This is a genomic window from Arthrobacter sp. V1I7, from assembly GCF_030817015.1.
Classification (GTDB): Bacteria; Actinomycetota; Actinomycetes; order Actinomycetales; family Micrococcaceae; genus Arthrobacter.
The window spans coordinates 1,160,020-1,186,354 of the sequence record NZ_JAUSYS010000001.1; the positions used below are offsets into that span (position 1 = coordinate 1,160,020).

The 26,335-nt window shown below is 67.5% G+C and carries 26 protein-coding genes, 1 other RNA gene, 1 pseudogene and 1 riboswitch; of the genes and pseudogenes, 17 read left to right on the plus strand and 11 right to left on the minus strand.

The features are described 5' to 3' along the window. Positions 1-77: 77 nt before the first annotated feature. Positions 78-839, plus strand: a complete 762-nt coding sequence (locus QFZ69_RS05470; RefSeq protein ID WP_306916182.1) for a glycosyltransferase — start codon at positions 78-80, stop codon at positions 837-839. A gap of 37 nt (positions 840-876) precedes the next feature. Here the strand turns inward: QFZ69_RS05470 and QFZ69_RS05475 are convergent, their stop codons facing one another. After that, on the minus strand, positions 877-2,652 hold the full coding sequence (locus QFZ69_RS05475) for a GH25 family lysozyme (protein ID WP_306919604.1): 1,776 nt from the start codon (positions 2,650-2,652) through the stop codon (positions 877-879). A 159-nt stretch (positions 2,653-2,811) separates the two neighbouring features. Here QFZ69_RS05475 and rfbB point away from each other — a divergent pair, with 159 nt between their 5' ends. Together rfbB and QFZ69_RS05485 are read left to right on the plus strand one after the other, a co-directional pair. Further along, entirely contained in the window at positions 2,812-3,810 is a 999-nt protein-coding gene (rfbB, locus tag QFZ69_RS05480; protein ID WP_306916184.1) for a dTDP-glucose 4,6-dehydratase, read from the plus strand. A gap of 3 nt (positions 3,811-3,813) precedes the next feature. Next, positions 3,814-5,223, plus strand: a complete 1,410-nt coding sequence (locus tag QFZ69_RS05485; protein ID WP_306916185.1) for a bifunctional dTDP-4-dehydrorhamnose 3,5-epimerase family protein/NAD(P)-dependent oxidoreductase — start codon at positions 3,814-3,816, stop codon at positions 5,221-5,223. Between the two features lie 128 nt (positions 5,224-5,351). Here QFZ69_RS05485 and QFZ69_RS05490 read toward each other — a convergent pair whose 3' ends face one another. Together QFZ69_RS05490 and QFZ69_RS05495 are read right to left on the minus strand one after the other, a co-directional pair. Beyond that, positions 5,352-7,028 carry a DUF2142 domain-containing protein gene (locus QFZ69_RS05490; protein WP_306916187.1) on the minus strand — a complete coding sequence of 559 codons (1,677 nt, stop codon included), beginning with the start codon at positions 7,026-7,028 and terminating at the stop codon, positions 5,352-5,354. Then, the gene (locus QFZ69_RS05495; protein ID WP_306916188.1) at positions 7,025-8,080 is read right to left on the minus strand and encodes a substrate-binding domain-containing protein; all 1,056 of its coding nucleotides are present in this window, start codon (positions 8,078-8,080) and stop codon (positions 7,025-7,027) included. Before QFZ69_RS05495 ends, QFZ69_RS05490 begins: the two co-directional genes overlap by 4 nt. Before the next feature lie 239 nt (positions 8,081-8,319). Between QFZ69_RS05495 and QFZ69_RS05500 the strand changes: the two genes are divergently transcribed. From QFZ69_RS05500 to QFZ69_RS05565, 14 genes are all read left to right on the plus strand, one after another. Beyond that, complete coding sequence (locus QFZ69_RS05500) at positions 8,320-9,543, plus strand: CpaF family protein (RefSeq protein ID WP_306916190.1); 1,224 nt, start codon at positions 8,320-8,322, stop codon at positions 9,541-9,543. After that, positions 9,543-10,397, plus strand: a complete 855-nt coding sequence (locus QFZ69_RS05505; protein WP_306916192.1) for a type II secretion system F family protein — start codon at positions 9,543-9,545, stop codon at positions 10,395-10,397. The genes QFZ69_RS05500 and QFZ69_RS05505 overlap by 1 nt, the downstream gene beginning before the upstream one ends. Next, positions 10,394-11,335: a type II secretion system F family protein gene (locus QFZ69_RS05510; protein ID WP_306916194.1), complete on the plus strand. Its 942-nt coding sequence runs from the start codon at positions 10,394-10,396 to the stop codon at positions 11,333-11,335. The genes QFZ69_RS05505 and QFZ69_RS05510 overlap by 4 nt, the downstream gene beginning before the upstream one ends. A 97-nt stretch (positions 11,336-11,432) precedes the next feature. After that, entirely contained in the window at positions 11,433-11,681 is a 249-nt protein-coding gene (locus QFZ69_RS05515; protein ID WP_373461800.1) for a hypothetical protein, read from the plus strand. 9 nt (positions 11,682-11,690) lie between these two features. Beyond that, complete coding sequence (locus tag QFZ69_RS05520) at positions 11,691-12,110, plus strand: TadE/TadG family type IV pilus assembly protein (RefSeq protein ID WP_306916196.1); 420 nt, start codon at positions 11,691-11,693, stop codon at positions 12,108-12,110. Continuing rightward, on the plus strand, positions 12,091-12,528 hold the full coding sequence (locus tag QFZ69_RS05525; RefSeq protein ID WP_306999964.1) for a hypothetical protein: 438 nt from the start codon (positions 12,091-12,093) through the stop codon (positions 12,526-12,528). Before QFZ69_RS05520 ends, QFZ69_RS05525 begins: the two co-directional genes overlap by 20 nt. Before the next feature lie 77 nt (positions 12,529-12,605). Continuing rightward, entirely contained in the window at positions 12,606-13,019 is a 414-nt protein-coding gene (locus tag QFZ69_RS05530; protein WP_306916199.1) for a pilus assembly protein TadG-related protein, read from the plus strand. 265 nt (positions 13,020-13,284) lie between these two features. Beyond that, a complete protein-coding gene (prfB, locus tag QFZ69_RS05535; protein WP_306916201.1) occupies positions 13,285-14,400 on the plus strand; it encodes a peptide chain release factor 2 in 1,116 nt (371 codons plus the stop codon). A 209-nt stretch (positions 14,401-14,609) separates the two neighbouring features. Beyond that, positions 14,610-15,428: a cell division ATP-binding protein FtsE gene (gene ftsE / locus QFZ69_RS05540; protein WP_306916203.1), complete on the plus strand. Its 819-nt coding sequence runs from the start codon at positions 14,610-14,612 to the stop codon at positions 15,426-15,428. Next, on the plus strand, positions 15,425-16,339 hold the full coding sequence (ftsX, locus tag QFZ69_RS05545) for a permease-like cell division protein FtsX (RefSeq protein WP_306916206.1): 915 nt from the start codon (positions 15,425-15,427) through the stop codon (positions 16,337-16,339). The genes ftsE and ftsX overlap by 4 nt, the downstream gene beginning before the upstream one ends. Before the next feature lie 25 nt (positions 16,340-16,364). Further along, the gene (locus tag QFZ69_RS05550) at positions 16,365-17,765 is read left to right on the plus strand and encodes a peptidoglycan DD-metalloendopeptidase family protein (RefSeq protein WP_306916208.1); all 1,401 of its coding nucleotides are present in this window, start codon (positions 16,365-16,367) and stop codon (positions 17,763-17,765) included. A 132-nt stretch (positions 17,766-17,897) separates the two neighbouring features. Continuing rightward, a complete protein-coding gene (smpB, locus tag QFZ69_RS05555; protein WP_024367797.1) occupies positions 17,898-18,368 on the plus strand; it encodes an SsrA-binding protein SmpB in 471 nt (156 codons plus the stop codon). 158 nt (positions 18,369-18,526) lie between these two features. Then, positions 18,527-18,895, plus strand: a transfer-messenger RNA (tmRNA) gene (ssrA, locus tag QFZ69_RS05560). Between the two features lie 177 nt (positions 18,896-19,072). Beyond that, complete coding sequence (locus tag QFZ69_RS05565; RefSeq protein WP_306916211.1) at positions 19,073-20,005, plus strand: DUF6492 family protein; 933 nt, start codon at positions 19,073-19,075, stop codon at positions 20,003-20,005. Between the two features lie 120 nt (positions 20,006-20,125). Here the strand turns inward: QFZ69_RS05565 and QFZ69_RS05570 are convergent, their stop codons facing one another. From QFZ69_RS05570 to QFZ69_RS05605, 8 genes and pseudogenes are all read right to left on the minus strand, one after another. Further along, positions 20,126-20,260, minus strand: a complete 135-nt coding sequence (locus tag QFZ69_RS05570) for a hypothetical protein (RefSeq protein ID WP_306916213.1) — start codon at positions 20,258-20,260, stop codon at positions 20,126-20,128. A 46-nt stretch (positions 20,261-20,306) separates the two neighbouring features. Next, positions 20,307-20,678: a hypothetical protein gene (locus tag QFZ69_RS05575; protein ID WP_306916215.1), complete on the minus strand. Its 372-nt coding sequence runs from the start codon at positions 20,676-20,678 to the stop codon at positions 20,307-20,309. Positions 20,679-20,770: 92 nt separating this feature from the next. Further along, the gene (locus tag QFZ69_RS05580; protein ID WP_306916216.1) at positions 20,771-21,142 is read right to left on the minus strand and encodes a CrcB family protein; all 372 of its coding nucleotides are present in this window, start codon (positions 21,140-21,142) and stop codon (positions 20,771-20,773) included. Further along, positions 21,143-21,589, minus strand: coding sequence for a CrcB family protein (locus QFZ69_RS05585; RefSeq protein WP_306916218.1), 447 nt, complete (start codon positions 21,587-21,589; stop codon positions 21,143-21,145). After that, complete coding sequence (locus tag QFZ69_RS05590; RefSeq protein WP_306916220.1) at positions 21,590-22,303, minus strand: metal-dependent transcriptional regulator; 714 nt, start codon at positions 22,301-22,303, stop codon at positions 21,590-21,592. A gap of 31 nt (positions 22,304-22,334) precedes the next feature. Beyond that, positions 22,335-23,129, minus strand: coding sequence for a class I SAM-dependent methyltransferase (locus tag QFZ69_RS05595; RefSeq protein ID WP_306916222.1), 795 nt, complete (start codon positions 23,127-23,129; stop codon positions 22,335-22,337). Positions 23,130-23,205: 76 nt separating this feature from the next. Then, positions 23,206-24,649: pseudogene (locus QFZ69_RS05600) on the minus strand (aminotransferase class V-fold PLP-dependent enzyme). 35 nt (positions 24,650-24,684) lie between these two features. Beyond that, positions 24,685-24,798: riboswitch (SAM riboswitch) on the minus strand. A 63-nt stretch (positions 24,799-24,861) separates the two neighbouring features. Continuing rightward, positions 24,862-26,244, minus strand: coding sequence for a glutamyl-tRNA reductase (locus QFZ69_RS05605; protein WP_306916227.1), 1,383 nt, complete (start codon positions 26,242-26,244; stop codon positions 24,862-24,864). Positions 26,245-26,335 lie beyond the last annotated feature (91 nt).

The window sequence follows — 26,335 nt, forward strand, 5'->3', positions numbered from 1 at the left end:
CCTAGGATGGTGCAGATGACCTGATCCGCCGCCCGCCGCGGCGGAGCGCACCCGCCGACAACGAGAAACCCGAGGCCATGAAAGATCAGAACCAGCAGGCCGAAAGCCCGCTCCGGGCCAGCATCTGCATGGCAACGTACAACGGCTCGCAGTACGTCGAGGAGCAGCTCGAATCGATCCTGGCGCAGCTGGGCCCCGAGGATGAGATCGTGATCGTGGACGACGCATCCACCGATGACACGGTGGCGCGGATCCGGCGCGTGGCCGACCCCAGGATCCGCCTGATCCGGGCCGGCGCCAACCAGGGCTACGTGCGGTCCTTCGAGCAGGCAGTCCTGGCCAGCCGGGGCGGAGCGATCTTCCTGGCCGACCAGGACGATGTCTGGGTCGAGGGCCGGCTGGAGGCCATGCTGGCGGCGCTGGAAACCCACGCCGTCGTGGCGAGCAACTTCGATGTGCTCGGCGGCGGCGCACGGCCCGGGATCCCGCGGCTCCGGGCAGCGGACAGCGGCCGCCACCGGGCCAATCTGTGGGGCATCCTGGTCGGCTACCGCGCCTATTACGGCTGCGGAATGGCCTTCCGCCGGGAAGTCCTCGGCAGCTTCGCCCCGGTGCCCGGCTATCTCACCGAGTCCCACGACCTGTGGCTTGCCATCCTCGGCAACTCCGCCGGGTCGATCGCGCATCTGGACCGGTCAACCCTGCTGCGGCGGCTGCATGACACCAACGCCACCCCGCGCGGCTGGCGCTCGCTCCGCGTCATTCTGTCCGCCCGCGTGGTCCTCCTGCGGCTCATGGCCGAGGCCCGCCGGAGGCTCCGCGCGGCGGCCGGCTCCTGAATTCCCCCGGGGGCGGGACCGGCAGGTCACCGGCGGATCAGAAGTAGGAAATATCCACGGTCCGCCTGGCCAGGCTGTTGGTCAGCTGCCAGCTGTTCCCCCGCACGATGCCGACGGTGGTCAGTTTGTCGCCGTTCCAGTCGCCGGTGACGGGGCGGTCGGTGCCCACGCCGAAGGCGATGAAGTGCGACACGACGGGGGACGTGATGCGGTTGCTGAGCCACCACTCACCATTGCGCCAGACGCCGATGCTGGCCCGTCCATTCCCGTCCCAGTCGCCGATGATCGGCGTGTCCGAGGGGATCCCGAAGCCGGTAAACGCGTTGACCACCGGCCGGTCGATGTTGTAGCTGACCTGGAAGCTGGAGTTCCGCCAGATGCCGATGCTGTCGCGGCCCGCGCCGTTCCAGTCGCCGACCAGCGGTTTGTCGGAGCCGACGCCGAAGGCCACGACCTTGCTGATGGCCATGGTGTTGAGGTCATCAACCAGCCACCACATGCCGTTCCGGAAGATGCCGATTCCGGCCCTGCCGTCGCCGTTCCAGTCGCCGACGACGGGCTGGTCGCCCGGGTTGCCGTAGCCGAAGCAGCGCCGGGGGGCCAGCGGCATCTGGAGGCACCAGAAGCCGTCCTTGAACCAGCCGGTGTAGGACCTGCCGTCACCGCCCCACTTGCCGGTGAGCAGCGTGGCTCCCGGGATCAGGCCGATCGGATAGTTGTCCGGCGTGGAGGCGAGTTTCCGCAACTGGTCGATGGAGCCATTGAAGACGTTCTGGTCGCCGGGGAACGTGGCCTTGACCGTCTGGGCGGCATTGGCGTAGTCATTCGCGTACTGCCAGGCCGTGTACGTTGGCCAGCCGCCGGGTACCAGGGGTGAGCTGGTGTAGTAGGACGCGAGCCAGAGCGGGTTCGTCTGGCTGAATTCGCTGGTGTTGCCCAGGCAGTCGCGCCAGAAGTAGTAGCTCGTGTAGATCATGGCCTGTTTGTTGGTCATCCGGTAGACGGTCCGGGTGAAGTCCCTGACCCAGGTTGCGAGCTGTCCGGGCGTCTTCCCGTAGCACCGGTTGAGGCCCGCGTACGGGTTGTCCTCGATGTCCAGGACGGGCGGCATGGTGATGCCGTCGGCCGACCAGCCGCCGCCGTTGTTGACGAAGTAGGTGGCCTGGGCTGCCCCGCTGGCACCATCCGGCCGGCCGAAATGGTACGCCCCGCGCAGCAGTCCGACGGACGCCGCCCCGGAGTATTGCGCTCCGAACTGGGGGCTCCGGTAGCCGGTCCCTTCGGTGGCCTTGATGTAGGCGAAGCGGGCACCGTTGGCCTTGACGCTGGGCCAGTTCACGCTGCCCTGCCAGGAGCTGACGTCCAGGCCCAGAGGTCGTCCCCGGGTGGCGAAGGGCTGTTCGGAGACCCAGGGCTCGGTGGCCTGCGCCGCGTTCAGCTGTTCGGTAACGGGCTGGGCCGCCGAGCCGGAAGCCGGGTTGAGCCCTGCCCTGCCCATGCGCGCCTGGCCCTGCTCGGGTGCGGCCTGAGCCGCTGCTGCCTCCGCCGCCGCAGCCGGTGCGGGGGCGGCCGGCGCCGCTGAAGCAACCGGAACAGGAGCGGCTTCGGTTGGTGCCGGGGTCCGGGCAGGCGTAACGGGCTCCGGCGTGCCCGGCACGGACTTGGTGGCCGCCGGGTCAGGAGTGCTGACCGCAGCGGCGGGGGATGGGGTGGGTTTGGTGTCCGCGTAGGCGGGATGAGCCAGGGCCAACGCCAGGACAACAGGAAGGGAGAGAGCCGCCGTGGCGCGCAATCTGGAGGAGGTGGTTAGCATCACGATTACTCCGGACGGATCTGGACAGAGGTCAAGATCACCCCCGTATGTGGGGAAAGAGTACCTAATTGCTTCCAGCGTTACCAGTGTGGCCGGTGTTGCAGGAGGTGTGTCGGACGGCGAATGGGACGGTTTTCGCCAGCCCGGTAAGCTGGCTTGATGCAGAAACTCCTCGTCACCGGCGGCGCCGGCTTCATCGGTTCCAATTTTGTCCACTACGTCCTGGCGAACACGGACCATCAGGTCACCGTCCTGGACAAGCTCACCTACGCCGGCAATGTGGAGTCCTTGACCGGCCTTCCCGCGGACCGCTTCCGGCTGGTCGAGGGCGACATCTGCGACGCCGGCGTCGTGGACCGACTGGTCGCCGACGCGGACGTTGTGGTCCACTACGCCGCGGAATCCCACAACGACAACTCGCTGGACGATCCGCGCCCGTTCCTGGACACGAACATCATCGGCACGTACACGCTCATCGAGGCTGCCCGGAAGCACAACAAGCGCTTCCACCACATCTCCACCGACGAGGTCTACGGCGACCTCGAGCTGGACGATCCGGAGCGCTTCACCGAGGACACCCCGTACAACCCGTCCAGTCCGTATTCCTCCACCAAGGCCGGCTCGGACCTGCTGGTCCGCGCCTGGGTACGTTCCTTCGGCCTGCAGGCGACGATCAGCAACTGCTCGAACAACTACGGGCCCTACCAGCACGTGGAGAAGTTCATCCCGCGCCAGATCACCAACGTGATCGACGGGATCCGGCCCAAGCTCTACGGCAAGGGCGAGAACGTCCGCGACTGGATCCACGCCAACGACCACTCCTCCGCCGTCCTGGCGATCATCGACAAGGGCCGGATCGGCGAGACCTACCTGATCGGCGCCGACGGCGAGAAGAACAACAAGGACGTCGTCGAACTGATCCTCAAGCACATGGGCCAGGCCCCGGACGCCTACGACCACGTGGTGGACCGCCCGGGCCACGACATGCGCTACGCGATCGACTCCACGAAGCTCCGCGAGGAGCTCGGCTGGGAGCCCCGGTTCTCCAACTTCGACGCCGGCATCGAGGACACCATCGCCTGGTACCGGAACAACGAGGACTGGTGGCGCCCGCAGAAGGCCGCCACGGAAGCCAAGTACACGGAACAGGGCCAGTAGACGATGTCGATCGAGTTCTCGAAAAAGCTCACCGCGCACGAAACCCCCATTCCCGGCGTCGTCCTCTATGACCTGCCCGTCCACGGCGACAACCGGGGCTGGTTCAAGGAGAACTGGCAGCGGGAAAAGATGGTGGCGCTCGGCCTGCCGGATTTCCGCCCGGTGCAGAACAACATCTCGTTCAACGAAAAGGCCGGGACCACCCGCGGAATCCACGCCGAACCCTGGGACAAATTCATTTCGGTCGCCACCGGACGGATTTTCGGCGCCTGGGTGGACCTGCGCGAGGGCCCCTCGTTCGGTGCAGTCTTCACCGCCGAGCTGGATCCCAGCCAGGCCATCTTCATTCCCCGGGGCGTGGGCAACGCGTTCCAGACGCTGGCGGACACCACCGCCTACACCTATCTGGTCAATGACCACTGGTCCGCCGACGCGCAGGGCCAGTACACCTTCCTGAACCTCGCCGACGAGACCGCGGCGATCGCCTGGCCGATCCCGCTGGAGCAGGCCGAGCTGTCCGACAAGGACAAGGCGCACCCCCGCCTGGCGGACGTTGTCCCGATGCCGGCTAAGAAGACCCTGGTGGTCGGCGCGGACGGCCAGCTCGGCAAGGCGCTGCGGAAACTGTACGACGGCGACGCTTCCGTCGAGTTCGCCGGCCGGAGCGGGTTCGACCTGGCCAGCGAGGATTCCTTCGCCGCGCGGAACTGGAAGAACTACTCGACGGTCATCAATGCGGCGGCCTACACCGCCGTGGACGCGGCGGAGTCGCCCGAAGGCCGGGCCGCGGCCTGGGCCGTCAACGTCACCGCCGTGGCGCGGCTGGCCCGCACCGCCGTCGAGCACGACCTGACGCTTGTCCACGTCTCGTCCGACTACGTCTTCGACGGAACCCGCGGCACGCATCCGGAAACCGAACCTGTCGCGCCTCTCGGCGTGTACGGCCAGACCAAGGCGGCGGGCGACGCCGTCGTCAGCGTTGTTCCCCGGCATTACATCGTGCGGACCAGCTGGGTGATCGGGGAGGGCAACAACTTCGTCCGGACCATGGCTTCGCTTGCGGAACGCGGGATCGAACCGTCCGTCGTCGACGACCAGATCGGGCGCCTGACCTTCACGGAGGACATCGCGGCCGCCATCCGCCACCTGCTGGCGACCGGCGCGGAGTACGGCGTCTACAACCTGAGCAACGACGGCGAGCCGCAGTCCTGGGCGGACATCGCCGCGGACGTCTACGAGCTCTCGGGCAAGCCGCGCGCCGCCGTGACCGGCGTCAGTACCGAGGAGTACTTCAAGGGCAAGTCCGTCTCACCCCGCCCGCTGAACAGCGGCCTGGACCTGAGCAAGATCAAAGCCACCGGATTTCCTGTTCCCAGTGCGGCCGAGCGGCTGAACGAGTACTTCGGCTCCTAGCGGGCCCGCGGTCCTCGAAGCAGGCGCTCAAAAAAGCAGTCCGGCCCACCGCACGCGGTGGACCGGACTGCTTTTTTGTGTCTCTTTTGTTCCCTCAGGGCCAACGGCTGTGATTTGGCGGGGGCCGTTCAGCTCCGGAGCGCCCGGGACGGGCGGAAGCGCGGACGGCGGAACCGCGACAATACTGCCGGGACCCGGACGAACGTCCGGCCGGGATAGAGGTAGCCGAAGAGCATGACGGCCGCGACGATCACCGCGGCGGCGTAGGCCAGGGTCAGGACCTCCCAGCTTCCCGGCGGCTGCCAGCCGGGAACGGTGATCATGGTCTGCCAGTTGCCGGCATCGGGAATGCCGACCACATAACGGCGGAGGACGTAGAGGAAGCCGTACACGTGGGCCACGATGGCGGCCACCAGCAGAAGCCGTGCCAGCGACTCCGAGGACCGGCCCCGCGGGAAGCGCCGGAACCGGAAACACATGCCGGCGGCGATGACGGCGATCAGGAACAGCGGCATGCTGTAGCGGCCCTGCCAGATGAAGCCGACGCTGGACACCAGGGCCGCCTGCATGACGGCGGGAACCAGGACCAGCATGGCGACGGCGGCCAGGAACGCCATCTGTAGGCGCCAATGACGGACCAGGAAGACCAGCAGCAGGACCAGGACCAGCAGCATGCTCCAGAACATGTAGACGGCCTGGGGGAGGGCTGACTCGAGCCAGCCCATCACGCCGATGTATTGGGCCACGTAGTCGAAGCTGCGGTCCAGCATGGTCAGGAAGGCGTTGTAGGGGCGGATTTCGCCCGTCGCGTTGGAGATGCCCGTCGGCGCCTCTCCGGCCGAAGGCGGCGCGTTGAGCATGAGCACGTTCCAGACCAGGCCCAGGGCCACGCCCACCGCAGCCAGTGCAATCGCGAGGACCACTGCCTTGTTGCGGAACAGCGCGGTGAAGTCATTCCAGCGGTAACAGAGGCCCGCGACGATGAAGGCGCAGAGCAGCCAGACGAGGGAGACGCTGCGGGTATTGGCCAGCGCCGCGCAGGAGACCGCCACCGCAATGACAGCGGGCCGGACCACCCTGAGCTGGCCGGAGTTCTCCAGCACCACGAGGAACCCGCAGAACGCGGCCATGGTGGCCGCGACTTCCAGCGAGTTGGGGTTGATGCCGCTGGAGAGGAAGAAGACCATGGGGGTCATCGCCACTGCGGCGGCGGCAATCGGCCACTTGGGGTGCCGCAGGCGGCTCAGGGCGGTAAAGCCGGCCGCGTAGAACGCCGCCGAAATGAGTGCGCTGAAGATCCGCATCGCAAAGATCGCCGGCGCGCCGGACATGACAAGGCTGGGGAACCCGACGATCCAGTAGTACATGGGGTTGTAGAGTCCGGCGGAGGTCACTCCGAGGGTCAGGTAGTTGTCATCGGCGGCGACGTCCGGGGCGCACTCGGCGGTTTTCTCGCGCTGGAAGGTGAAACAGGTCTGCGCCTGCAGGTTGGCGATGTAGGAGGGCACCTGGACGTGCACCCCGTGGCCGAACGAGGTTCCCGGAGCCGGCAGGATCTGTCCCCTCGCCACGGCTGCGGCCTTGACCGTGTGGACGGGTTCGTCGGGGTAGGCCATGAGGGGCGTGGCGAGGGACCAGAGCACCGTGACGGCCGAGAGCAGGAGGAAGATCCGGCCGAAGATGCCCGCGGCGGAACGCGTGCGCTGCGTCTGGTCGGCGGGGGATCCCGGAATGATCCGTGTCATGGCGGCCTTTCGTTGCGCTGCTGCCGGCCGGCGTCCGAACAGCCTGGTCTGGCGGCTCATCGGGCCGCCGTGATTTCTGCGATCCGGCGCCTGGATTGCTCCAATGCGTCCTTGCCTGGGGTCGAGACCCCGGCGAAGTAGCTCGAGTTCCCCTGGCCGCCGTCGCCGAGGACGAATTCGCCCCAGGAGCGGACGAGCCGGGCCAGCGGCTCGTTCTGGTATTCGCTGCAGAAGGCCTGGTACGTCACGGTGGTGAGGCCGTAGCCTGGTGCCGGCGCCTCCGGGGTGGTGAACACCACGCTTCCCCCGGGGCCGGTGGCCGTGGAGCCGGCTGCAATGGACAGGCCCAGGGTGTCTTCGTTGATCCGGACGAAGCCCCGGCCGAAGTCCAGCAGGGCCGTGTCGAAGCGGGTCCCGATGGCGGCCTTGTCCATGAAGGCGATCGAGCCGGCGGTGTCGTCGACCTCATTGCCGAGGTCGGTGTAGCGGGGGACCTCTTCGCCGGCGGTCGACTCGGGCCAGGTGTTCCCGGCGTCTTCCCAGCCGCCGCGCTGGAGGTAGGCCGTGGTGGCGGCGGTCAGCGCCGACTTTTCGGCGGCCCGGAGCGGAACGATTTCCGTGTCCGGCAGGTCGGCCTCCGGGTTGAGGCGTTCGATCTCGGCGTCGTCCCAGGCGGTGATGTCGCCGGAGTAGATGGCGGCGAGGACGTCGGGGGAGAGCTTGAGGTTCTTGACCAAGGGCAGGTTGAAGGCGACGCCGACCGGCACGACGGCGACGGGCACCGAGAAGGCTCCGTCGGGGCCGCAGGACTGCCTGGCCGCCTCGGCGTCGGCGGCGCTCAGCGGACCGTCGACGGCAGCAAAGTGCGCCTGCCCGGCCTGGAGGGCCTTGATGCCGACGCTGGCGCCGTCCGGCGAGAAGCTCAGGGAGGTGTCCGGGAAGTCCTTGACCCAGCCGTTGCGCCAGGCGGCGATGGCCGCGCTCTGGATCCCGGTCCCGACGGCTGTGATGGAGCCACGGATCTGGCTTCCGTCCGAGGCCGGGGAGCAGGCCACCAGTACTGCTGAGGCTGCGGCGAGCGCTGCCAGGGACCTGATGCCGCGGTGTTTCAATGAAAAAAGCCTTTCGGTCGCGGCGTCCGCCCTACTCGGCGACGCCAGCACACGGCGGACCCCCGATCCGCCACAGATAAGACTACTTGGAATTGCCAAAGCGCCGTTCTGCGACAAACCGGGTCCCCATGAGTTTTCCACACAGCATGCTGCAACCTTGTACAACGCCGGACCCTCCCCTAGTTTTAACCCAATTGCCCTGCCTCTGCGGCAGGCTGGCAGTCCTATTGGGGGCCCGCATGGAGGCTGTACGCATTGTTGAGGACGAAGTCCGCGAGCTGATCAGACGCCGCGGACTGGACCCGCTGCGGCAGGCCGGGGAAGTCCGGCGTCTCGTGGAGGCGGCCGTCAGCGATTACGACGAGCGGGCATTGCTGGCGCCGTTGCCGCCGATCGGCCCGCTGGAACCGGCCAGACGATTCGTCTTCGACGCCGTGGCTGGCTTCGGCGCGTTGCAGCCGCTGCTGGACGATCCCGGAATCGAGGAGGTCTGGCTCAACGCACCGCATGAGGTCTATGTGGCCCGCAACGGCGAATCGGAGCTTACCTCCGTCTCCCTCACGGACCAGCAGGTCCGGGACCTGGTCGAGCGGATGCTTAAGAGTTCGGGGCGGCGCCTCGACCTGTCCTCGCCCTTCGTTGATGCCGCCCTTCCCGATGGATCGCGGCTCCACGTCGTGATTCCGGACATCACCCGGCGGTACTGGGCCGTTAACATCCGCAAGTTCATTGTCAAAGCCAGCAGGCTCGAGCACCTGGTGGAGCTGGGAACACTCACGCCGCAGGCGGCACGTTTTCTCGGTGCGGCGGTGGCCAGCGGCCTGAACATCCTGGTGTCCGGCGCGACCCAGGCAGGCAAGACCACGATGCTGAACTGCCTCGCCGCCGGGATCGGCACCCGTGAGCGGGTCATTACGGTGGAGGAAATCTTCGAACTGCAGTTTCCGCTTCGCGACGTTGTGGGTCTGCAGTGCCGGCAACCGAACCTGGAGGGGGAAGGCGAGATTCCCCTGCGCCGGCTCGTCAAGGAAGCCCTGCGCATGCGGCCGGACCGGCTGGTGGTCGGCGAAGTCAGGGAGGCCGAAAGCCTCGACATGCTCATTGCCTTGAATTCCGGGCTGCCCGGGATGTGCACGATCCATGCCAATTCCGCCCACGACGCCGTGACGAAGCTGTGTACGCTCCCGTTGCTGGCCGGGGAGAACATTTCCAGCGCTTTCGTCGTTCCCACCGTGGCCTCGTGTATCGACCTGGTGGTGCACTGCAGCAGGCACGCCAACGGCCGCCGGCAGGTAACGGAGATCCTTTCGCTCGGACGCAGAGTCGAAAACGGCATCATTGAATCCTCCATGGTGTTTGCCCTGGCCGACGGACAGCTTCAGCCGAAAGCCAATTCCATGCCCGCGGTGGAGAAATTCGCGCGGTCCGGGTACGACGTCGCCGCGTTGCTGGAGCCTCGCTGATGGCGCCGCTGCTGGGCGTGCTCGCGGGCGCAGGGCTCCTGCTGATCTGGTGGTCCGCCTGGGAGCAGCCGCCACCGGCCGAGCGTGCCCCCCGCATCCGCCGGCTGGAGGATCTCTTGCTGACGGCGGGGATCGAGAAGGTCACCGGACCGGGTCTGGTGGCAAGCTGTCTCGGTGTCGGAGCTTTTACGATCATCGTCTTCTTCGCGCTGACCCGGTCCTGGCCGATCTCGGGCTGCTTCGGCTTGTTCGGCGCCTGGTTGCCGTTGGCCGTCGTTCGCTGGCGCGCCCGGAAACGTACTGCCGTCCTGCGTCAGCTCTGGCCTGACGTCGTTGACCATCTGCGATCCGCCATCCGCGCCGGCCTGTCGTTGCCCGAGGCTCTCATCCAGCTCGGAGACAACGGCCCTCTGGAGCTCCGGCCCGTATTCCGCGACTTCGGTTCCGATTACCGTTCGGGAGGCCAGTTCGATCCGTCGCTGACCAGGCTGAAGGATCGTCTGGCAGACCCTGTGGCGGACAGAATTGTCGAGGCCCTCCGGCTGACCCGCGAAGTGGGCGGCTCAGACCTGGGCCGCCTGCTGGGAACGCTTGCCGAATTCCTGAGGGAGAGCGCCCGCACCCGCAGCGAATTGGAGGCCCGGCAGTCCTGGACAGTCAATGCAGCCCGCCTCGCGGTCGCCGCGCCGTGGATCGTGCTCGTGCTGTTGGCGAGCAGACCTGAGGCCGTCGCGGCGTACAACACGCCGGCCGGAGCCGGCGTACTGATGGGCGGTCTCGCAGTCTCCCTCATCTCCTATGCCGTCATGCTTCGTATCGGGGCGCTTCCGGAAGATGCGAGGGTCCTGCGATGAGCGGGCTCATGGCCGCCGCCGCAGCTTGCGGAGTGGTCCTCGGCGCCGGACTCTGGCTCGTCCTCGTGAGGCTGCCGTTCATGCGGCCCACCACTTTCACCGAGCGCATCGGGCCCCAGTTGAAGTCACATAACCTGGAATCGCGGCTCCTGCGGCAGGTCCCGCGAAATGTCACGCCGTTCGGTCCACTTGAGCGGATTCTGCGGCCTGTACTCCGTGACGCACTCGCCTCACTGGGCAGGATCAACCCCGGCACCTCGGCCTTGACGCGCCGGCTGGCCCGGGCCGGGACCAACAAGCCGCCGGTTGACTTCCGGGCGGAACAGCTGCTGTGGGGCGCGACCGGCTTTGTCCTGGCTGTCGGCGCGGTGGTGGTTGCAGGCGCCTCCGGGCGGTTCAGCCCCACTGCTGCTGTAGCGATCGTCCTGGGCGGTGCCGGCGGCGGCTACCTGCTGAGGGACTACGTGCTGTCCGTGCAGATCAAGAGGCGGGAAGCCCGCATGGTGGCGGAATTCCCCAGCATCGCCGAACTCATGGCGCTCGCCGTCAGCGCGGGCGAGAGCGCCACCGGCGCCCTGGATCGGGTTTGCCGCACCGCGCGGGGCGAGTTGTCGAAGGAATTCACCCGCGTTCTCGCCGAGACCAGAGCGGGAACTCCGCTGGTCGACGCCCTGCAGGAGTTCTCAGCCAGGACGGATCTGGGACCGCTGATCCGATTCGTGGATGGCATGATCGTGGCCGTCGAACGCGGTACGCCGCTGGCCGACGTGCTGAGGGCGCAGGCGCAGGATGTCAGGGACACCGCGAAACGCGAGCTGATGGAATCGGCCGGAAAAAAGGAAATCGGAATGATGGTGCCGTTGGTCTTTGGCGTATTACCGCTCACGGTCGTCTTTGCCGTGTTCCCTGGTCTGGCTGCCATCAGCCTCGGACTGTAGGTGGAAACAACCCGGATAAAAACAGCTCGGGCCAAACAGCGGCAGGAACAGGACCACGGGCGGACAAAGCTCCGACCACAAACACAAAGGGGACACAGTGAAATTCATCGGTATCCGCACGGCGTTGTCGATCTTCATCTTGAGCACGCTCCTTCGGCGGCCCGCGGCCCCGGCGGGACGAACATACCGGAGTTCCCCTGACCGGGACCACCATGAGCGCGGGGACGTGCCGGGATGGGTGATGATCACCTTGATGTCGGCCGTTCTCGTCGCCGCACTGCTTGCACTCGCGGGGCCGGCACTCGAGGGACTGTTCAACCAGGCAATGGACAAGGTCGGGCAGTAGCGCGTGGCGGTGCCCGGCGAACGCTGGGGCTGCGTCCGGCGGGGCAACGTTCGGCACAAAGCCGAGGAACGAGGCGCGGCCGTGGTGGACTTCGTCCTTGTCGGCGGCCTGCTGACGCTGTTCTTTATGGCCATCATCCAGCTCACCCTGGTCCTCCACGTCCGGAACACCCTGATCGACGCGGCGGCCTCCGGCGCCAGATACGGCACGCTCGCGGACCGCAGCGCCGCGGATGCCGGCGACCGGACGGCCCAGCTGATCGGTGTGGCGCTCAGCCCCGGCTTCGCCAACGAGGTGAGCACGACTGAGACCATCTACCAGGGCATCCCTACGCTGGAGGTGACCGTCCGCGCCCCGCTGCCGGTGATCGGCCTGATCGGGCCGCGCGAAACCCTGGAGGTGAGGGGGCATGCCGCCATCCGGCCCTGACAACGGCTCCGAGCAGGGGAGCGCGGTAGTGGAATTCACCTTTCTGTCCTTGCTGCTGATGGTCCCGCTCGTCTACTTCATCATCACCGTCGGACAGATCCAGGCAGGTTCCTTCGCCGTGGTCGGCGCTGCGGACCAGGCCGCCAAGGTCTTCGTGGCCCAGCCGGACGCCGCGAGCGGCCGGGCCGCCGCGGAACAGGCCGTCCTGCTGGCGCTCGCTGACCACGGGTATGAGCCGGCCAACGCCAGGCTGGACACCAGTTGCCAACCGGCGGACTGCACTGCCGCCGGGTCTGCCGTCACCGCCACCGTCCAGCTCACCGTGCCCCTGCCCTTTGTTCCGTTCAGTGAAGCCCTTCAGCTCAACGCGAGCCAGCTCACCGCCTCGGCGACCCAGCTGGTCGGACGCTTCCGGTGAGCCGCCGGCCCGCGAGTCCCGGACCGGCCGGCAGGCGGCAGCGCCCGCGACGTCCAACACCGAGGGAGGACGGCCAGATGATCGTGCTCATCATCGGCTACGTCCTGCTCGCCCTGCTCCTCGCGACCGTCGTGATGGCGGCTTCCAGCGTCTATCTCGAACACAAGAAGCTGCTCTCGCTGGCCGACGGAGCCTCGGTGGCCGCGGCAGACAGCTTCACCCTGGGCCAGCTCGGCAGCTCCGCGGGAACGCCCACCGCTGTTCTTGACGGACGAAGGGTCAGGAGCGCCGCCGTCGACTATCTGGAGCGCAACGGTGCCTTCACCCGGTTCAACGGCCTCGCCGTCGAGCCCGGAACGGGGAGCCCGGACGGAGCCACCGCCGTCGTGACCCTGGGCGTTGCGGTCCACCCGCCGGTGGTCAACTTCCTGGTCCCCGACGGCATCCGGGTGGAGGCAAGTTCGACGGCGCGCTCGCGGCTGAGCCGCTAGAGTCCCGTCGCCGAGGCCCGCCGGCGCGAGGCCCGCCGGCGCGAAGCCCACCGCCCGCCGGCGCGAAGCCCACCGCCCGCCGGGCGCGAGGCCCCCCGGCGCGAAGCCCACCGCCCGCCGGCGCGAAGCCCACCGCCCGCCGGCGCGAGGCCCCCCGGCGCGAAGCCCACCGCCCGCCGGCGCGAGGCCCGCCGGCTGCCGGGCTATGCCGCCGGCCGCCGCCCGGGTCGGCCGGCCAGCACGGATAGCGTAGGGTTAAAAAACCATGGCTAACATCGATTTTCCCGCAGAAATCCGCGCGCTGCGCGCCACCTACGCCTCCATTGAAAACGTTTCGAATGTCGAGGCGCTGAAGGAAGACATCGCGGAGCTGAGCGAACGCGCGGGCGAGCCCAACCTCTGGGACGACCCCGCCGCCGCCCAGGTGATCACCTCCCGGCTCTCGCACCGCCAGTCCGAACTGGCGCGCCTGGATTCGCTCGTCTCCCGGATCGATGACCTCGAGGTCCTGGTCGAGCTGGGCCAGGACGAGGACGACGCCGCCTCCATGGGCGAGGCTGCCGCGGAGCTGGAATCGATCCGGAAAGCCCTGAAGGACCTCGAAGTGGTCACCCTGCTCTCCGGCGAATTCGATGTCCGCGAAGCCGTGGTCACCATCCGCGCCGGCGCCGGCGGCGTGGACGCCGCCGACTTCGCCGAGATGCTGATGCGGATGTACCTGCGCTGGGCCGAACGCCACGGCTACCCGACCACCATCATGGACACCTCCTACGCCGAAGAGGCCGGGCTGAAATCCGCGACCTTCGAGGTCAAGGCGCCCTACGCCTACGGCACCCTGAGCGTCGAGGCCGGCACCCACCGCCTGGTCCGGATCAGCCCCTTCGACAACCAGGGCCGCCGCCAGACGTCCTTCGCCGCCGTCGAGGTGATCCCGCTGATCGAACAGACCGACTCCATCGACATCCCGGACAACGAAATCCGCGTCGATGTGTTCCGCTCCTCCGGCCCGGGCGGCCAGTCCGTCAACACCACCGACTCCGCCGTGCGCCTGACCCACATCCCCACCGGCACGGTGGTGTCCATGCAGAACGAGAAGTCCCAGCTGCAGAACCGTGCGGCGGCCCTGCGGGTGCTGCAGTCCCGCCTCCTGCTGCTCAAGAAGGAGCAGGAGGACGCCGAAAAGAAGGCGTTCGCCGGCGACGTGAAAGCCTCCTGGGGCGACCAGATGCGCTCCTACGTGCTCAACCCCTACCAGATGGTCAAGGACCTCCGCACCGAACATGAGGTGGGCAATACCTCCGCCGTGTTCGACGGCGAGATCGACGACTTCATCGACGCGGGCATCCGCTGGCGGACCGACAACCGGAACGCCGAGAAGTAGCAGGCTCCGGCTTTAGACCGGGCGGCTCGCCGGCCGGCCGGCCGGCTGGCAGTGTCCCGGCAATCCCGCGACACACCCCGACGCTCCGGCCCAACGGCACTTGCCCGTGCGTATAGTCGAGAAGCCGGAGCTCCCTGCCTCCCCAACGAAAGCCCGCGCACCGGCAGCAGGACTGGCCACGAGCCACGCCCCGCAGGGTACTTAGGGCCATGATCCGATTCGAAAATGTCACCAAGGTCTATGACCAGAAGGCGCGTCCCGCGCTGGATTCGATCAACCTTGAGATCGACCGCGGCGAATTCGCCTTCCTGGTCGGAGCCTCGGGTTCCGGCAAGTCGACCTTCCTCCGGCTGGTCCTCAAGGAGGACCGCGCCTCCGCCGGCGCCGTCTACGTGGCCGGCCAGAACGTGGCGAAGATTTCCAGCTGGCGCGTGCCGCGGCTCCGCCGCGGGATCGGCGTCGTGTTCCAGGACTTCCGGCTGCTGCCGCAAAAGACCGTGTTCGCCAATGTCGCCTTCGCCATGCAGGTCATCGGCAAGAGCCGCAGCGTCATCCGCGACACCGTGCCCGAGGTCCTGAAGACCGTCGGCCTGGAGGGCAAGGAGAACCGCCTGCCGCACGAACTCTCCGGCGGCGAGCAGCAGCGCGTGGCAATCGCGCGCGCCGTCGTCAACCGCCCCGGAATCCTGCTGGCCGATGAGCCCACCGGAAACCTGGACCCCACCACCTCCATGGGCATCATGGGCGTGCTGGACAAGATCAACCAGAACGGCACCACCGTGGTGATGGCCACGCACGACGACGACATCGTCAACGAAATGCGCAAACGCGTCGTCGAGCTGGAGAACGGCGTCGTGATCCGTGACGAGGCCAGGGCCCTCTATACCTCGATGGTCCCGGTCGTGGGACAGTCGCGCCGGCTCCGGGACGCCAGCGGCCGGGACCCCGAACCGGTGACGGGCTCCGTCGCCTCCAGCCGCAGCGGCGCCCGCGCCGAAGCCCGTGCCGCAGGGGAGGGCCAGCTGTGAGGCTCGCGTTCATCCTCGGCGAGATCGGCAGCGGCCTGCGCCGCAACCTGTCCATGGTGGTCTCCGTCATCCTCGTGACCTTCGTGTCGCTGACCTTCGTCGGCGCCGCCGGCATGCTGCAGCTGCAGATCAACCAGATGAAGGGCTACTGGTACGACAAGGTCCAGGTGGCGATCTTCCTCTGCAGTGACGGCTCGACGGCGGCCGGCTGCGCGACCGGCCCGGTCACCCCGGAGCAGCAGGAGAACCTGCGCGCCCTGCTGGAATCGCCCGCGGTGGCCCAGTACGTCAACGACTTCCAGTTCGAGTCCAAGGACGACGCCTACAAGCATTTCAAGGAACAGTTCTCCAATTCCCCGATCGTCGATTCCGTGACGCCGGACCAGCTGCCGGCGTCGTTCCGGATCAACATGAAGGACCCGGAGAAGTACCAGATCATCAGCGAGACCTTCTCCTCGCAGGCCGGCGTGGAGACCGTCATCGACCAGCGCCAGCTGCTGGAACGGCTGTTCTCCGCGATGAACGCCGCCTCCCTCGTGGCGGTCAGCATCGCCGGCGTGATGATCGTCTGCGCGATCCTGCTGATCGCCACCACCATCCGGCTGTCCGCGTTCAGCCGCCGCCGCGAAACCGGCATCATGCGCCTCGTAGGCGCCTCCAAGATGGTGATCCAGCTGCCGTTCATCCTAGAGGGCGTGATCGCGGCCGTGATCGGCGCGGCCCTGGCCTCGGCCACGCTCTGGGCGGTGGCGCAGTTCTTCCTCGGCGACTATCTGTCCCAGCAGTACCCGGACACCGCCTTCATCTCACCCGGCCAGACACTGATCCTGGCCCCGGCCCTGATCGGCACGGGCGTCCTCCTGGCCGGTATCTCCTCACTGATCACCCTCCGCCGTTACCTGAGGGTCTAGCGTGCGCAACGAAACGGAATCCCACATGACCCCGAAGGATCGACGGGCGCGGCGGTTCGGCCAGGCCGGACCGGGTCCGGCCGCAGCCCGCAGCCGCATGATCAGTGCCGCGCTGGCGCTGGTCCTCGCGGCAAGCCTCGGCACCTCGGCACCGGTGGCCTTCGCCGACGAACTCGAAGACCAGCAGGCGGCCCTCCAGGAGGAAGCCGCAAAGGTCCAGCATTCCCTCGAATTCGTCGACGCCCGCATTGCCCAGGCCGCGGGCGACCTGGTCCTCTACCAGGGCCAGCTTCCCGGTGCCCAGCAGGCCCTGCTCGACGCGCAGGGCCGGGTGGCCGGCGCCGTCCGGGAAGTCGAGGCCCTCGCGGCGCGGGTGGACCTCGCGCAGCAGAACAAGGCCAAGATCACCGAGCAGCTGGAGACGGACAAGCAAAAGATCGCGGACACCAAAAAGCTGATCGGGCAGATCGCCACCCAGGCCTACAAGTCCGGCGGCGTGCCGTCCAACCTCTCGCTGTTCTTCGGCTCGAACAACGGCAGCCTGACGGACACGATCGACCTGGCCGACCAGGCGATGCGCAGCCAGAACGCGGCCATGGGCAAGCTCACCCAGCAGAGCGCCACGAACACCAACGCCCAGGCCCGCCTCGAGGCCGTTGAAGCCGAAATCCAGGACCTGAAGGCCAAGGCCGACGCCGCGCTGGCGCGGGAACAGGCCGCCCGCGACGAGGCCGAGGCCAAGAAGGCCCAGGTGGACAAGCTCATCGCGGACACCACCCGGCTCGACGCCGAACTGCAGGCGGCCAAGCCGGGCATCCAGAGCCAGCTGGCCCAGGTCAAGGCCCAGCAGGACGCCGTCGCCGCGGAAATTGTCGAGCGTGACCGGAAGCTGCGCGAGGCCTGGGAGGCCGAGCAGCGGCGTATTGCCGAAGCTGCCGCGGCAGCCGCCCGCACCCGGGGACAGGCAGTCCAGCCGTACGTCCCGCCGGCCCAGGGGCCGCCGTCGGCGTTCGGGCTCCGCAGTCCCTTCGCCGGGACCCGGATCACCTCCGGCTTCGGCTGGCGTGCGACACCGCCGGGCACCGTCGACTTCTACGGCCAGGGCGGCTACATGCACACCGGCATCGACTTCGGCGCCGCCTGCGGCACCCCGGTCTATGCGCCGGTGGCCGGTACCGTCTTCTCGGCGGGCTGGGCCAACGACGGCGGCGGCAACAACGTGAAGATCTCGCACGGCGTCGTCCAGGGCAACTCGCTGACCACGATTTACTACCACAACTCAAGTGTGGTGGTCTCCCGCGGGCAGCAGGTCAGCCAGGGCCAGCTCATCGCCTATTCCGGTACCACCGGAAACTCCACGGGCTGCCACTCGCACTTCGAAACCTGGCTCAACGGCCGAGCCGTCGATCCGATGAACCTGCTCTGATCCGCCGGCAGCGAAGAGCCGCGGGTGGACCGCGGCTCTGCCGTAAACTGGAGGAAAGCCGCGCCGAAGTGGTGGCGGACCCACTGGCCCTTGGCGCGCAGCCGGCCACAACACGAACCAAGGAGTTCTACCGTGCCTAAAGAAAGTGGCCGTAAGGTAGTGGCCACCAACCGCAAGGCCCGGCACGACTACCACATTCTCGACACCTACGAGGCCGGGATCGCCCTGATGGGGACGGAAGTGAAGTCCCTCCGCGAGGGCCATGCCTCCATGGTCGACGGCTTCTGCACCTTCTACAACGACGAGCTGTGGATGGAGGGCATCCACATCCCCGAGTACCACCAGGGGAGCTGGACCAACCATGCCGCCCGCCGGCGTCGGAAGCTGCTGCTGCACCGCGACGAACTGACCAAGATCTCGCACAAGATCCGCGAGTCCGGCTTCACGATCGTTCCGCTCCAGCTGTACTTCCTGGACGGGCGCGCGAAGGTCGAAATCGGCGTCGCCCGCGGCAAGAAGGAATACGACAAGCGCCAGACGCTCCGCGAGCAGCAGGACAAGCGCGAGGCCCTGCGCGTGATGCGCGAACGGAACCGCCGCTGACGCCGGCCCCGCTACCGCCATCCAGGCCCGGGCCAGGCCGGCCGGAACCGGTGGGAATGATTCGGGGGCGGCGTACGTTATGCTTGATAGTCCGGGAAGGAACCGAGGGAATCCGCGAGGAGACCACGAGGCGCCTGGCCGGTTTGATAAAAAAATACGGGGATGATCGGTTTCGACGATGTTAGTCGCGACAGGTGAAGCGGGCCGAGGATGCAGAATTATCTCGTAAACGCTGTCTGCAAACCAATAAGTGCCGAATCAAAACGCACTGACTTCGCTCTTGCTGCCTAAGCAGTAAGACAGTCCGTCAGCCCGAGGTTGCTATTGCCCCGGATCCTGGCGTCATTTAGATAGCCACTGCTGTTTACCCCCGTCATCGGGGTGAACGGGACTCTTAGATGACTGGGCCCGGATCAGCCAGCTGTTTGCAGCGTGGCTGGGGCCGAGAAAATCCAACGCAAACTGCGCCCGGAGAAGCCCTGACAACACGACATCGGACGGGGGTTCAATTCCCCCCATCTCCACAAGAGTTAGCCCCGGAATCCCCGTGATTCCGGGGTTTTCTTTTTGCCTGTTGGCGGTAGCGCCCATTTTGTTGGCGAGAAGCGGCACTGAAAATCGTGGCGGGGCGCGGAACTGTCCCCCGCAAGGAACAGGGCAGGGCCTGATTTATCGTCATCAGTGGATGCTGCTAATCTCGGGCCATGCCCAGAAACTCGCTGGACGTTGACCTTGTGACCATCACTTTCGAGGGAGACGTCCGTCTTACGGTCCTCCAGATCCTCTCGGTGGACCGGCTCCTGGACCACTCAAGTATCGGCCGATACATCGTTGTGTTGAACGGACAGAACAACGCCCAGCTGGAGGCGCTCCTGAAAACCAACACTGAATCCCGCATCGCGCCCGGGTTGGCGGCGAAAATCGACTACGTCAAGGCTCCTACCTTGCTGCCCGGCCACAACTCCAGAGGATGGCGGGGGCAGCAACTCCTCAAGCTCGTAGTGGCGAACCATTTGGCCGCCCGCTATTACTTGTTGCTGGATGCAAAAAACCACTTCGTACACCGAACGCTGGTCCGGGACTTCTTTACCGAGACGGCAATCAAGACTTTCCGTCGAGCTGCGCCCCAGATCTACTACTCCCACATAAAGAAATCGTTCGGCGCCTTCGCTGCAGAGGACCGGGCCGGCGAATACACGGAGTCCGCGATGCCCACCGTCACCCCGTACCTCATGGATGCCGGACTCGTGCGGGGAATGATGTCAGAGCTGGAGTCCAAATACGCCGGCAGGGCTTTTGAAGATCTCTTTGAGAAAGAGCTGTCCGGGACCACCGAGTTCTTCCTCTACTGCGCCTATCTCGTCGCGACCGGCCAGGAGAGCTTGTATGAGGACAGCGCCCCAATGGTAGTCACGCTCTTCACCAAGTGGCCTCAGGACCACAAAGACGTGATGCGGCTGGTCAACTCGGCAATATCCAACAAGGTCGCGATGTTCGGGCTTCATCGCCGGCGTCTTCCCCAGTTGAATGATGAGCAGCGGGACAGCATCGTGAAACTGTGGAACACCGAGCTCTTGACCGCCTACGAGGACCCGGCCTGGTTCATGGAAATCGATCACCCCATGTCGACGCCGTGACTGTGCCTTGTCGAGCTCAAACCAAAGGGCCGGAAGCTTCTGCTTCCGGCCCTTTGGTTCTTCGTGCGGTTGTCGGTCAGCGCTTCCGCGGCCGGCCGCCATGGACCGGCCCGTTGTGAATCAGCGCTTCTTGATGTGCGCCACGGGGTCGGCATGGGTGTCCGCGACGTGCTTGGACTTCTTGACGGCCCGTTTTTCCTTGATCGTCTTGACCGGCTTCTTGGCCTGGTTCTGGTGTGGCGTTTTGTCAGGCATTGCGCCCTCCTAAGGCGGAGGGGCCGGGCGGCCCCGTGCTCTTAAGTTACGCCTCCGGCACCGCGACGTCCACGATGCCCACGAAGCGGCTGCCCACACCCTCGTACTCGCTGCGGACCAGGCCCGCGGCGAGGCCGGGAACCTCATAGGGGGCATGGTAGGAACAGCAGACGTAGGTGAAATCCGGCCACCACTTCTTCGGCCGGGCCGCTTCGGAGAACCCGCAGACGGCGCAGGTCAGCTGGACCCAGACCGGGCGCTTGCCCGTCCGGTTGGCTTTCGACTGGACCAGCCACTGCGGCGGGTTGTCCAGGAGTTCGCCGAGTTCGGCGTCGGAGAGGCGGGAAGGGATGCCGTGACGGTGCGCCATCTCCAGCGGAATATCGAGGATCTGGGCTGCTTCACGTCGGGTAACCATCCTTCAACTTTACGGGAGCGGGGAGCCCGGCGCCGCGCCTCTGCCATGCTGACGTTGGATTGGGCCGGTGCTGGGCAACGGCCCGGGCGGAGCTAACCGGCCAGGGCGAGGCCGAGCGCGGCAGCCGCGAGACCGGCCAGCAGATTGGCGGCGACATTGAGCGCTGCGGCGCGGTAGCGGGTTTCGCTGACCAGCCGCACCGTGGCGGTGGTCCAGGAACTGAAGGTGGTCAGGCCGCCCGCGAGGCCGGCGGCGAGCGCGGTGTGCCATTCGGATCCCAGGCCCAGCCGGTCCGTCACGCCGAGGGAGACGCCGATGAGAAAGGATCCCGCGATGTTCACCGTCAGGGTTGCCCAGGGCCAGTGCGGCCGCGGCCCGGGTCGGTGCGCGAACCAGGAGTCGACGGCGAACCGCAGCAGGGCGCCGGCCACCCCGAAGCCGCCGACCAGCAGCGCGGTGATCATTCAGACACCGGCTCTCAGATCGGCGAGCGCCTTGCCGGTCTTCCAACCGGCCGCGGCGGCCCCGAGTCCCAGCACCAGGGAGAGCCCAAGATAGGCGAGCCAGGTGCCGTGCAATCCGCCGCGGAACTGCTGGTCCACCGAGAAGACGACCGCCGAAAAGGTGGTGAAGGAACCCAGCAGCCCGGGTCCCAGTCCGGCACGGAGCCAGAAGGCGGTCCTGGGCCGCGCGATCCAGAGGGTGGTGAGAGTGGCGAGGACGAAGCTGCCGGCGACGTTGATCACCAGGGTGGTCCACGGTACGTCGCCTGCCGTCTCAGGAAAGGCGAGGCCCGCACCGTAGCGCAGCTCCGTTCCGAGCAGGCCGCCGGCCGCGACGGCCACCCAGGCCCGCCAGTCTGGCAGGCCGGGACGGTTGCCTGTCCTGGCCTCGCCCAGCGTGCCGGGCATTCAGCGCTCTTCGACGCTGCAGCCGGCATGGGCGACCTCGCTGTGGACCCACAGTGCCGAAGCGACCTCCTCGGCGACGTCGACCTCACGGCCGCCGGTGCCGGAGCCGATGCGGACGACCAGCGCACCGCCGAACGGCCGTCGGCCGATGACCTCAATGGCGGCGTCCAGGTCGATTTCCTCGGCGGCAAGGTAGCGCAGCAGCTCGGGGTTCTCGTCGCTGATCCTGGTGATCCGGCCGGTGTGGCCGTCGTCCAGCTCGTTCATCCGGTGGGCCGCCGGCATCAACACCGAGCCGTCAGCGGCAGGGATCGGGTCGCCGTGCGGGTCCCGGACCGGGTTGCCCAGCTTGGCGGCCATGCGTTCAATGAAGGTGTCCGAGACCGCGTGCTCCAGCAGTTCGGCCTCATCGTGGACCTCGTCCCAGCGGTAGCCCAGCTCCTGGACGAGGAAGGTTTCGATCAGCCGGTGACGGCGGACCATCAGCAGGGCCAGCCGGACGCCGTCGGCCGTCAGCGTGATCGCGCTGTAGGGCTGGTGGTCGACCAGGCCCTGGTCCTTGAGCTTGCGGACCATTTCGGAAACCGAGGAATTGGCAACGCCCAGCCGTTGGGCCAGCTGCGAGGAGGTGATGGGCTTGTCCTGCCACTCCGTGAAGGAGTAGATGACCTTGACATAGTCCTCGATGGAGGAGGATGGCGGGCTGGTCTTCACAGCCACAAGCCTACCGTCAGGCAGCCACGGATCAGGCCCGGAGGGCCCGCCAGGTCTGGGTCCGGTAGGGCAGCGGAAGCACCTCGTCGGGGGCGTGGCCCAGGTGCTCGTGCAGGTACCAGCCGAGGTTGGCCAGCACCTTGGCCCGCGTCGCCTCGCCGGCGGCAAGGTAGTAGCTCCGGGACTTTGCCAGGTCCAGAATGTCGGCAGTGGTCACCGGATCTTCCCAGCGGGTCAGGTGGCTCTCGAGGCCGGTGAACTCGGGCCCCAGGGGCGGCTTGAAGTGGGGTTTGTGGACGTCGCCGGCGTGCATGATCCGGGAGAGCCGGTGAACCCACGGAACGGACGTGTCCAGCTGGTTCCAGACCAGCCCCAGGACGCCGTGCGGGCGGAGGATCCGGGCGGTCTCGGTGCTGGCGCGGAGCGGATCGCACCAGTGCCAGGCCTGCGCGACGGTCACCAGGTCGAAGGCTTCCGCGGCCAGCCCCGTGTCTTCGGCGGTGCCTTCGACGGCGGCCACGCCCGGCAGCGTCCGCCGGAGCTGCTCCAGCATGTCGGCGGAAGGGTCGACGGCGACAGTGTGCAGCCCGCGTTCGACCAGGAGGGCCGTGAACTTTCCCGTCCCGGCCCCGATGTCCGCTGCGTCGTTCGCGCCGGCGGGGATCAGCCAGTCTGCCGACTCGCCGGGATAGCCCGGCCGGGCGCGCTCGTAGTGCGCGCCGCCGTCCTGGAAACTCTGCCCGAGCTCCTGGCGTCGCTCGGAGTGCAGTTTAGGGCCACCGTGCAGTTTAGGGCCACTGTGCAGTCTCAGGCCACCGGGTGCCACGTGCGATCTCCTTCGGGCAAGGTCTGGTGGGTACCTTTCGAATGTACCGCATGCGGACCAGCCCGCGTTTCCTGCCTTAGTCCACCTCGGCGCACGGCGCGGCGCCGGCCGTACCCGGGGTGTTCGGTGCCCAGTGCGGGTAGCTGCGGTTGTCATTCGACGGAACCCAGCGGCCCGCGTCGACGACGTAGTCCCAGCCGAGGCCGGTCTGCCGCAGCTCCTGGATTCCGGCCAGGAGCCGCTGCGCGTCCTCGAGCCGCGAGCCGACGCCGAAGCTGGCCCGCAGCGATCCGGAGGGCAGGCCCAGCCGCTTGAGCAGCGGGTGGGCGCAGAACCGGCCGTCGCGCAGGCCGATGCCGTGTTCGGCGGACAGGTACGCGGCCACCAGTCCGGCGTCGTAGCCTTCCACCGAAAAGTTGACGACGCCGATCGTGCCGGCGCCCTGGCCGCGGTCTTCAGCGTCGGTGTCCGCGAAGATCTGGTGCACCGTCACGCCGTCGATCCGTCGAAGGCCCTCGACGAGGAAGGAACGGATTGCGTTCTCGTGGGCGTGCCACTGTGTCTGGTCCAGGGCCGCGATGACCTGGGTGGCCTTGGCCAGGGCGGCGGCGCCGAGGACGTTGGGCGAACCGCCCTCGTGCCGCGCCGGGCCGGTGGTCCAGCTGACGGTGTCGAGCCGGGCGTCGCTGACCGCGCCGCCGCCGGCCAGGTGCGGGGTGCCGGCGTCCAGCCAGTCGGGGCGGCCCACCAGCACGCCGGCACCGAACGGCGCGTAGAGCTTGTGGCCGGAAAAGGCGAGGTAGTCGACGTCGTCGGCGGCGATGTCGATGCGCCGGTGCGGGGGCCAGCTGGGCGGCGTCCACGACGATCCGGGCGCCGTACTCGTGGGCCAGGGCGGCCAGGGCGCGGACCGGCAGGATCTCTCCGGTGACGTTGGAGGCGCCGGTGACGGCGAGCAGGCTGACGCCGCCGTCCGCGAGCTGCCCGCGCAGCTTTTCGAGGGTCTCCGCAATCGTGGGGGCGGCCACGACGCTGCGGTGCGGCACCGTCTGCCATGGCAGCAGGTTGGCGTGGTGTTCGATATCGAGGTAGAGGACCTCGCCGGTGTGCCGGCCGTTTTCGACCGGCAGGCAGCCGGCCAGCAGGTTCAGCGAGTCGGTGGTGTTGCGGGTGAAGATCACGGAGTCGTCGGCACGTCCGCTGACAAACTCACGGACGATGTTGCGGGCGTTCTCGTAGACCGACGTGCTGATCTGCGAGGCGTAGCCGGCGCCGCGGTGGACGCTGGCGTAGTACGGCAGGATCTCGTTCAGGTAGGCCGACACGACGGACAGGGCGGGGGCGGAGGCTCCGTAGTCCAGGTTGGCGTAGCGGACGTGGCCGCCCTGGATCAGCGGCGCCTGGATCTCCGCCCCGGTGACCGCGGCGAGCGGCTGGCCGGCAACGGCGAAGCGGTCGCTGAGTGCCGCCTCCGTCGCGGAGCCGAAACCGGGGGTGGCGGGAAAAGTTGCAGTAGTCATGGGACCTCGCTCGAAAAAGGATCCCGTGCACCGGTGATCCGCGCTTGCCGGGTCCGTTCCGGACCGGCCAGGTCGTCACCCGGGGCACCCCACCGCGAATGGAGGGTTGCCGGCCAGCAAACCGGGGTTTAGCGCTGGCACTCGTGACCTGCTTCGAGCGTAGGACATCCCTGCCGCCGGAGAAAAGGCGGGCAGGAATGTGAAGCGTTTTGTTACGCCCTTTGCATCCCGGGCGGCACCTGGGCCGGTTGCGCAGCGCCGGCTACGGCGACGGGCCTCATCGGGCTGCCGAGCTGAACCGTGAGGCCGAACAAGGCGTCCAAGGCTGCGGCGTATTCGTCCTGACGGCCCTCGGTGGCCAGTTCCCGGGCGCGGACCGCGGGGAGATAGAGCAGACGCCGGACCAGGCGCCGCAGGGCAAAATTCACCTCGTCCGCTGAGGCGCCGCAGCCGTGTTGTTTGCTGACGCGCTCCATTTCGAGGTCGAGGACCCGGTGGATGTGCCGGCGCAGCGCGACGACGGCGGCGTCGACGACCCGGCTCGCCTCCTGTTCCTCGAAGCGCAGCGCGGCCTGCCGGACCAAAGCGCGGGCGAGGCGAAGCACCTCGGCGTCCGCCGGGGGAGCCGCATGCTGTACCGATTCCAGCGTAATGAGTTCAATGCCTGGCAGCTCCGCCACCCGCGGATCGAAATCATGACTGGGGGCGAGATCGATGATGGTGAGCGGACGGGCCGTGTCCGCCCTCCAACGCAGCAGCGAGGCGGAATCGATGCGCGTCCCTGTGCCGCTGCAGCCGATGACGAGGTCCGCACGGGCCACGGCCGATGGCAGCTGCAGGGCCGAAAGGGCGGTCCCTCCCCGGGCAGCGACAAAGGCATCCGCGCGGCCGGATTGGGAAAAAACGGAGATGGCGGAACACTGCCGGCCCCTGAGAATCTCCGCGATACAGGCGGCGTAGGCTCCGGTCCCGAAGAGGACCACGGACACATCGGCCGGGCCCGGCTGACCGGATCCGGCGGCAAGGTCCAGGGCCACGGACGCTATGGACCTGCTGGCACTGCGGAGCGAAGTCTGGGCCCCCACGTCCTTGGCCGTGCGGGAGGCCGCCTGGAACAGCCGGCCCAGACGCCCGCTGACGGTACCCGCAGCCTGGGCATCGGCGAAGGACCGCCGGACCTGGCCGGCGACTTCGCGCTCACCCACGACAACCGAATCCAGGCCGGCTGCAACGGCGAAGAGATGCTCCGTGGCCGACGGACCCTGGACGTGCTCGAAGAGGGAGTCGAGCCGGGAACCGGGCAGGCCGGTGCAGAAGGAGAGAGTGACCAGCACTTCGGCGCGGGCGGTGTCCGCATATGCCGACGACGGGACCTCGCAGTAGATTTCGAAACGGTTGCAGGTGGACAGGACCACGGACCCGGAAATGGCGGCGCTGCTGGCCAGGAGGTGCGGAGCGAGCTCGGCGGAAGCGGCGTGCAGCCGGGCCGCGGATTCGATGTCCAGGTCACGGTACTTCGCGACGAGCACCAGCAGAGCGGGGCAGTCCGCGGAGTTCCGGAGTTCGGGATCCACGGGTAGAAACGTTTCAGGCACGGTTGCTCTCCTCCCAACAGATGCCCCCACTATCTGCAGTCCGGCGGTGAGTCCGCCGCCGTGGACAGCGTCATACAGGAGGCTTGGGGAT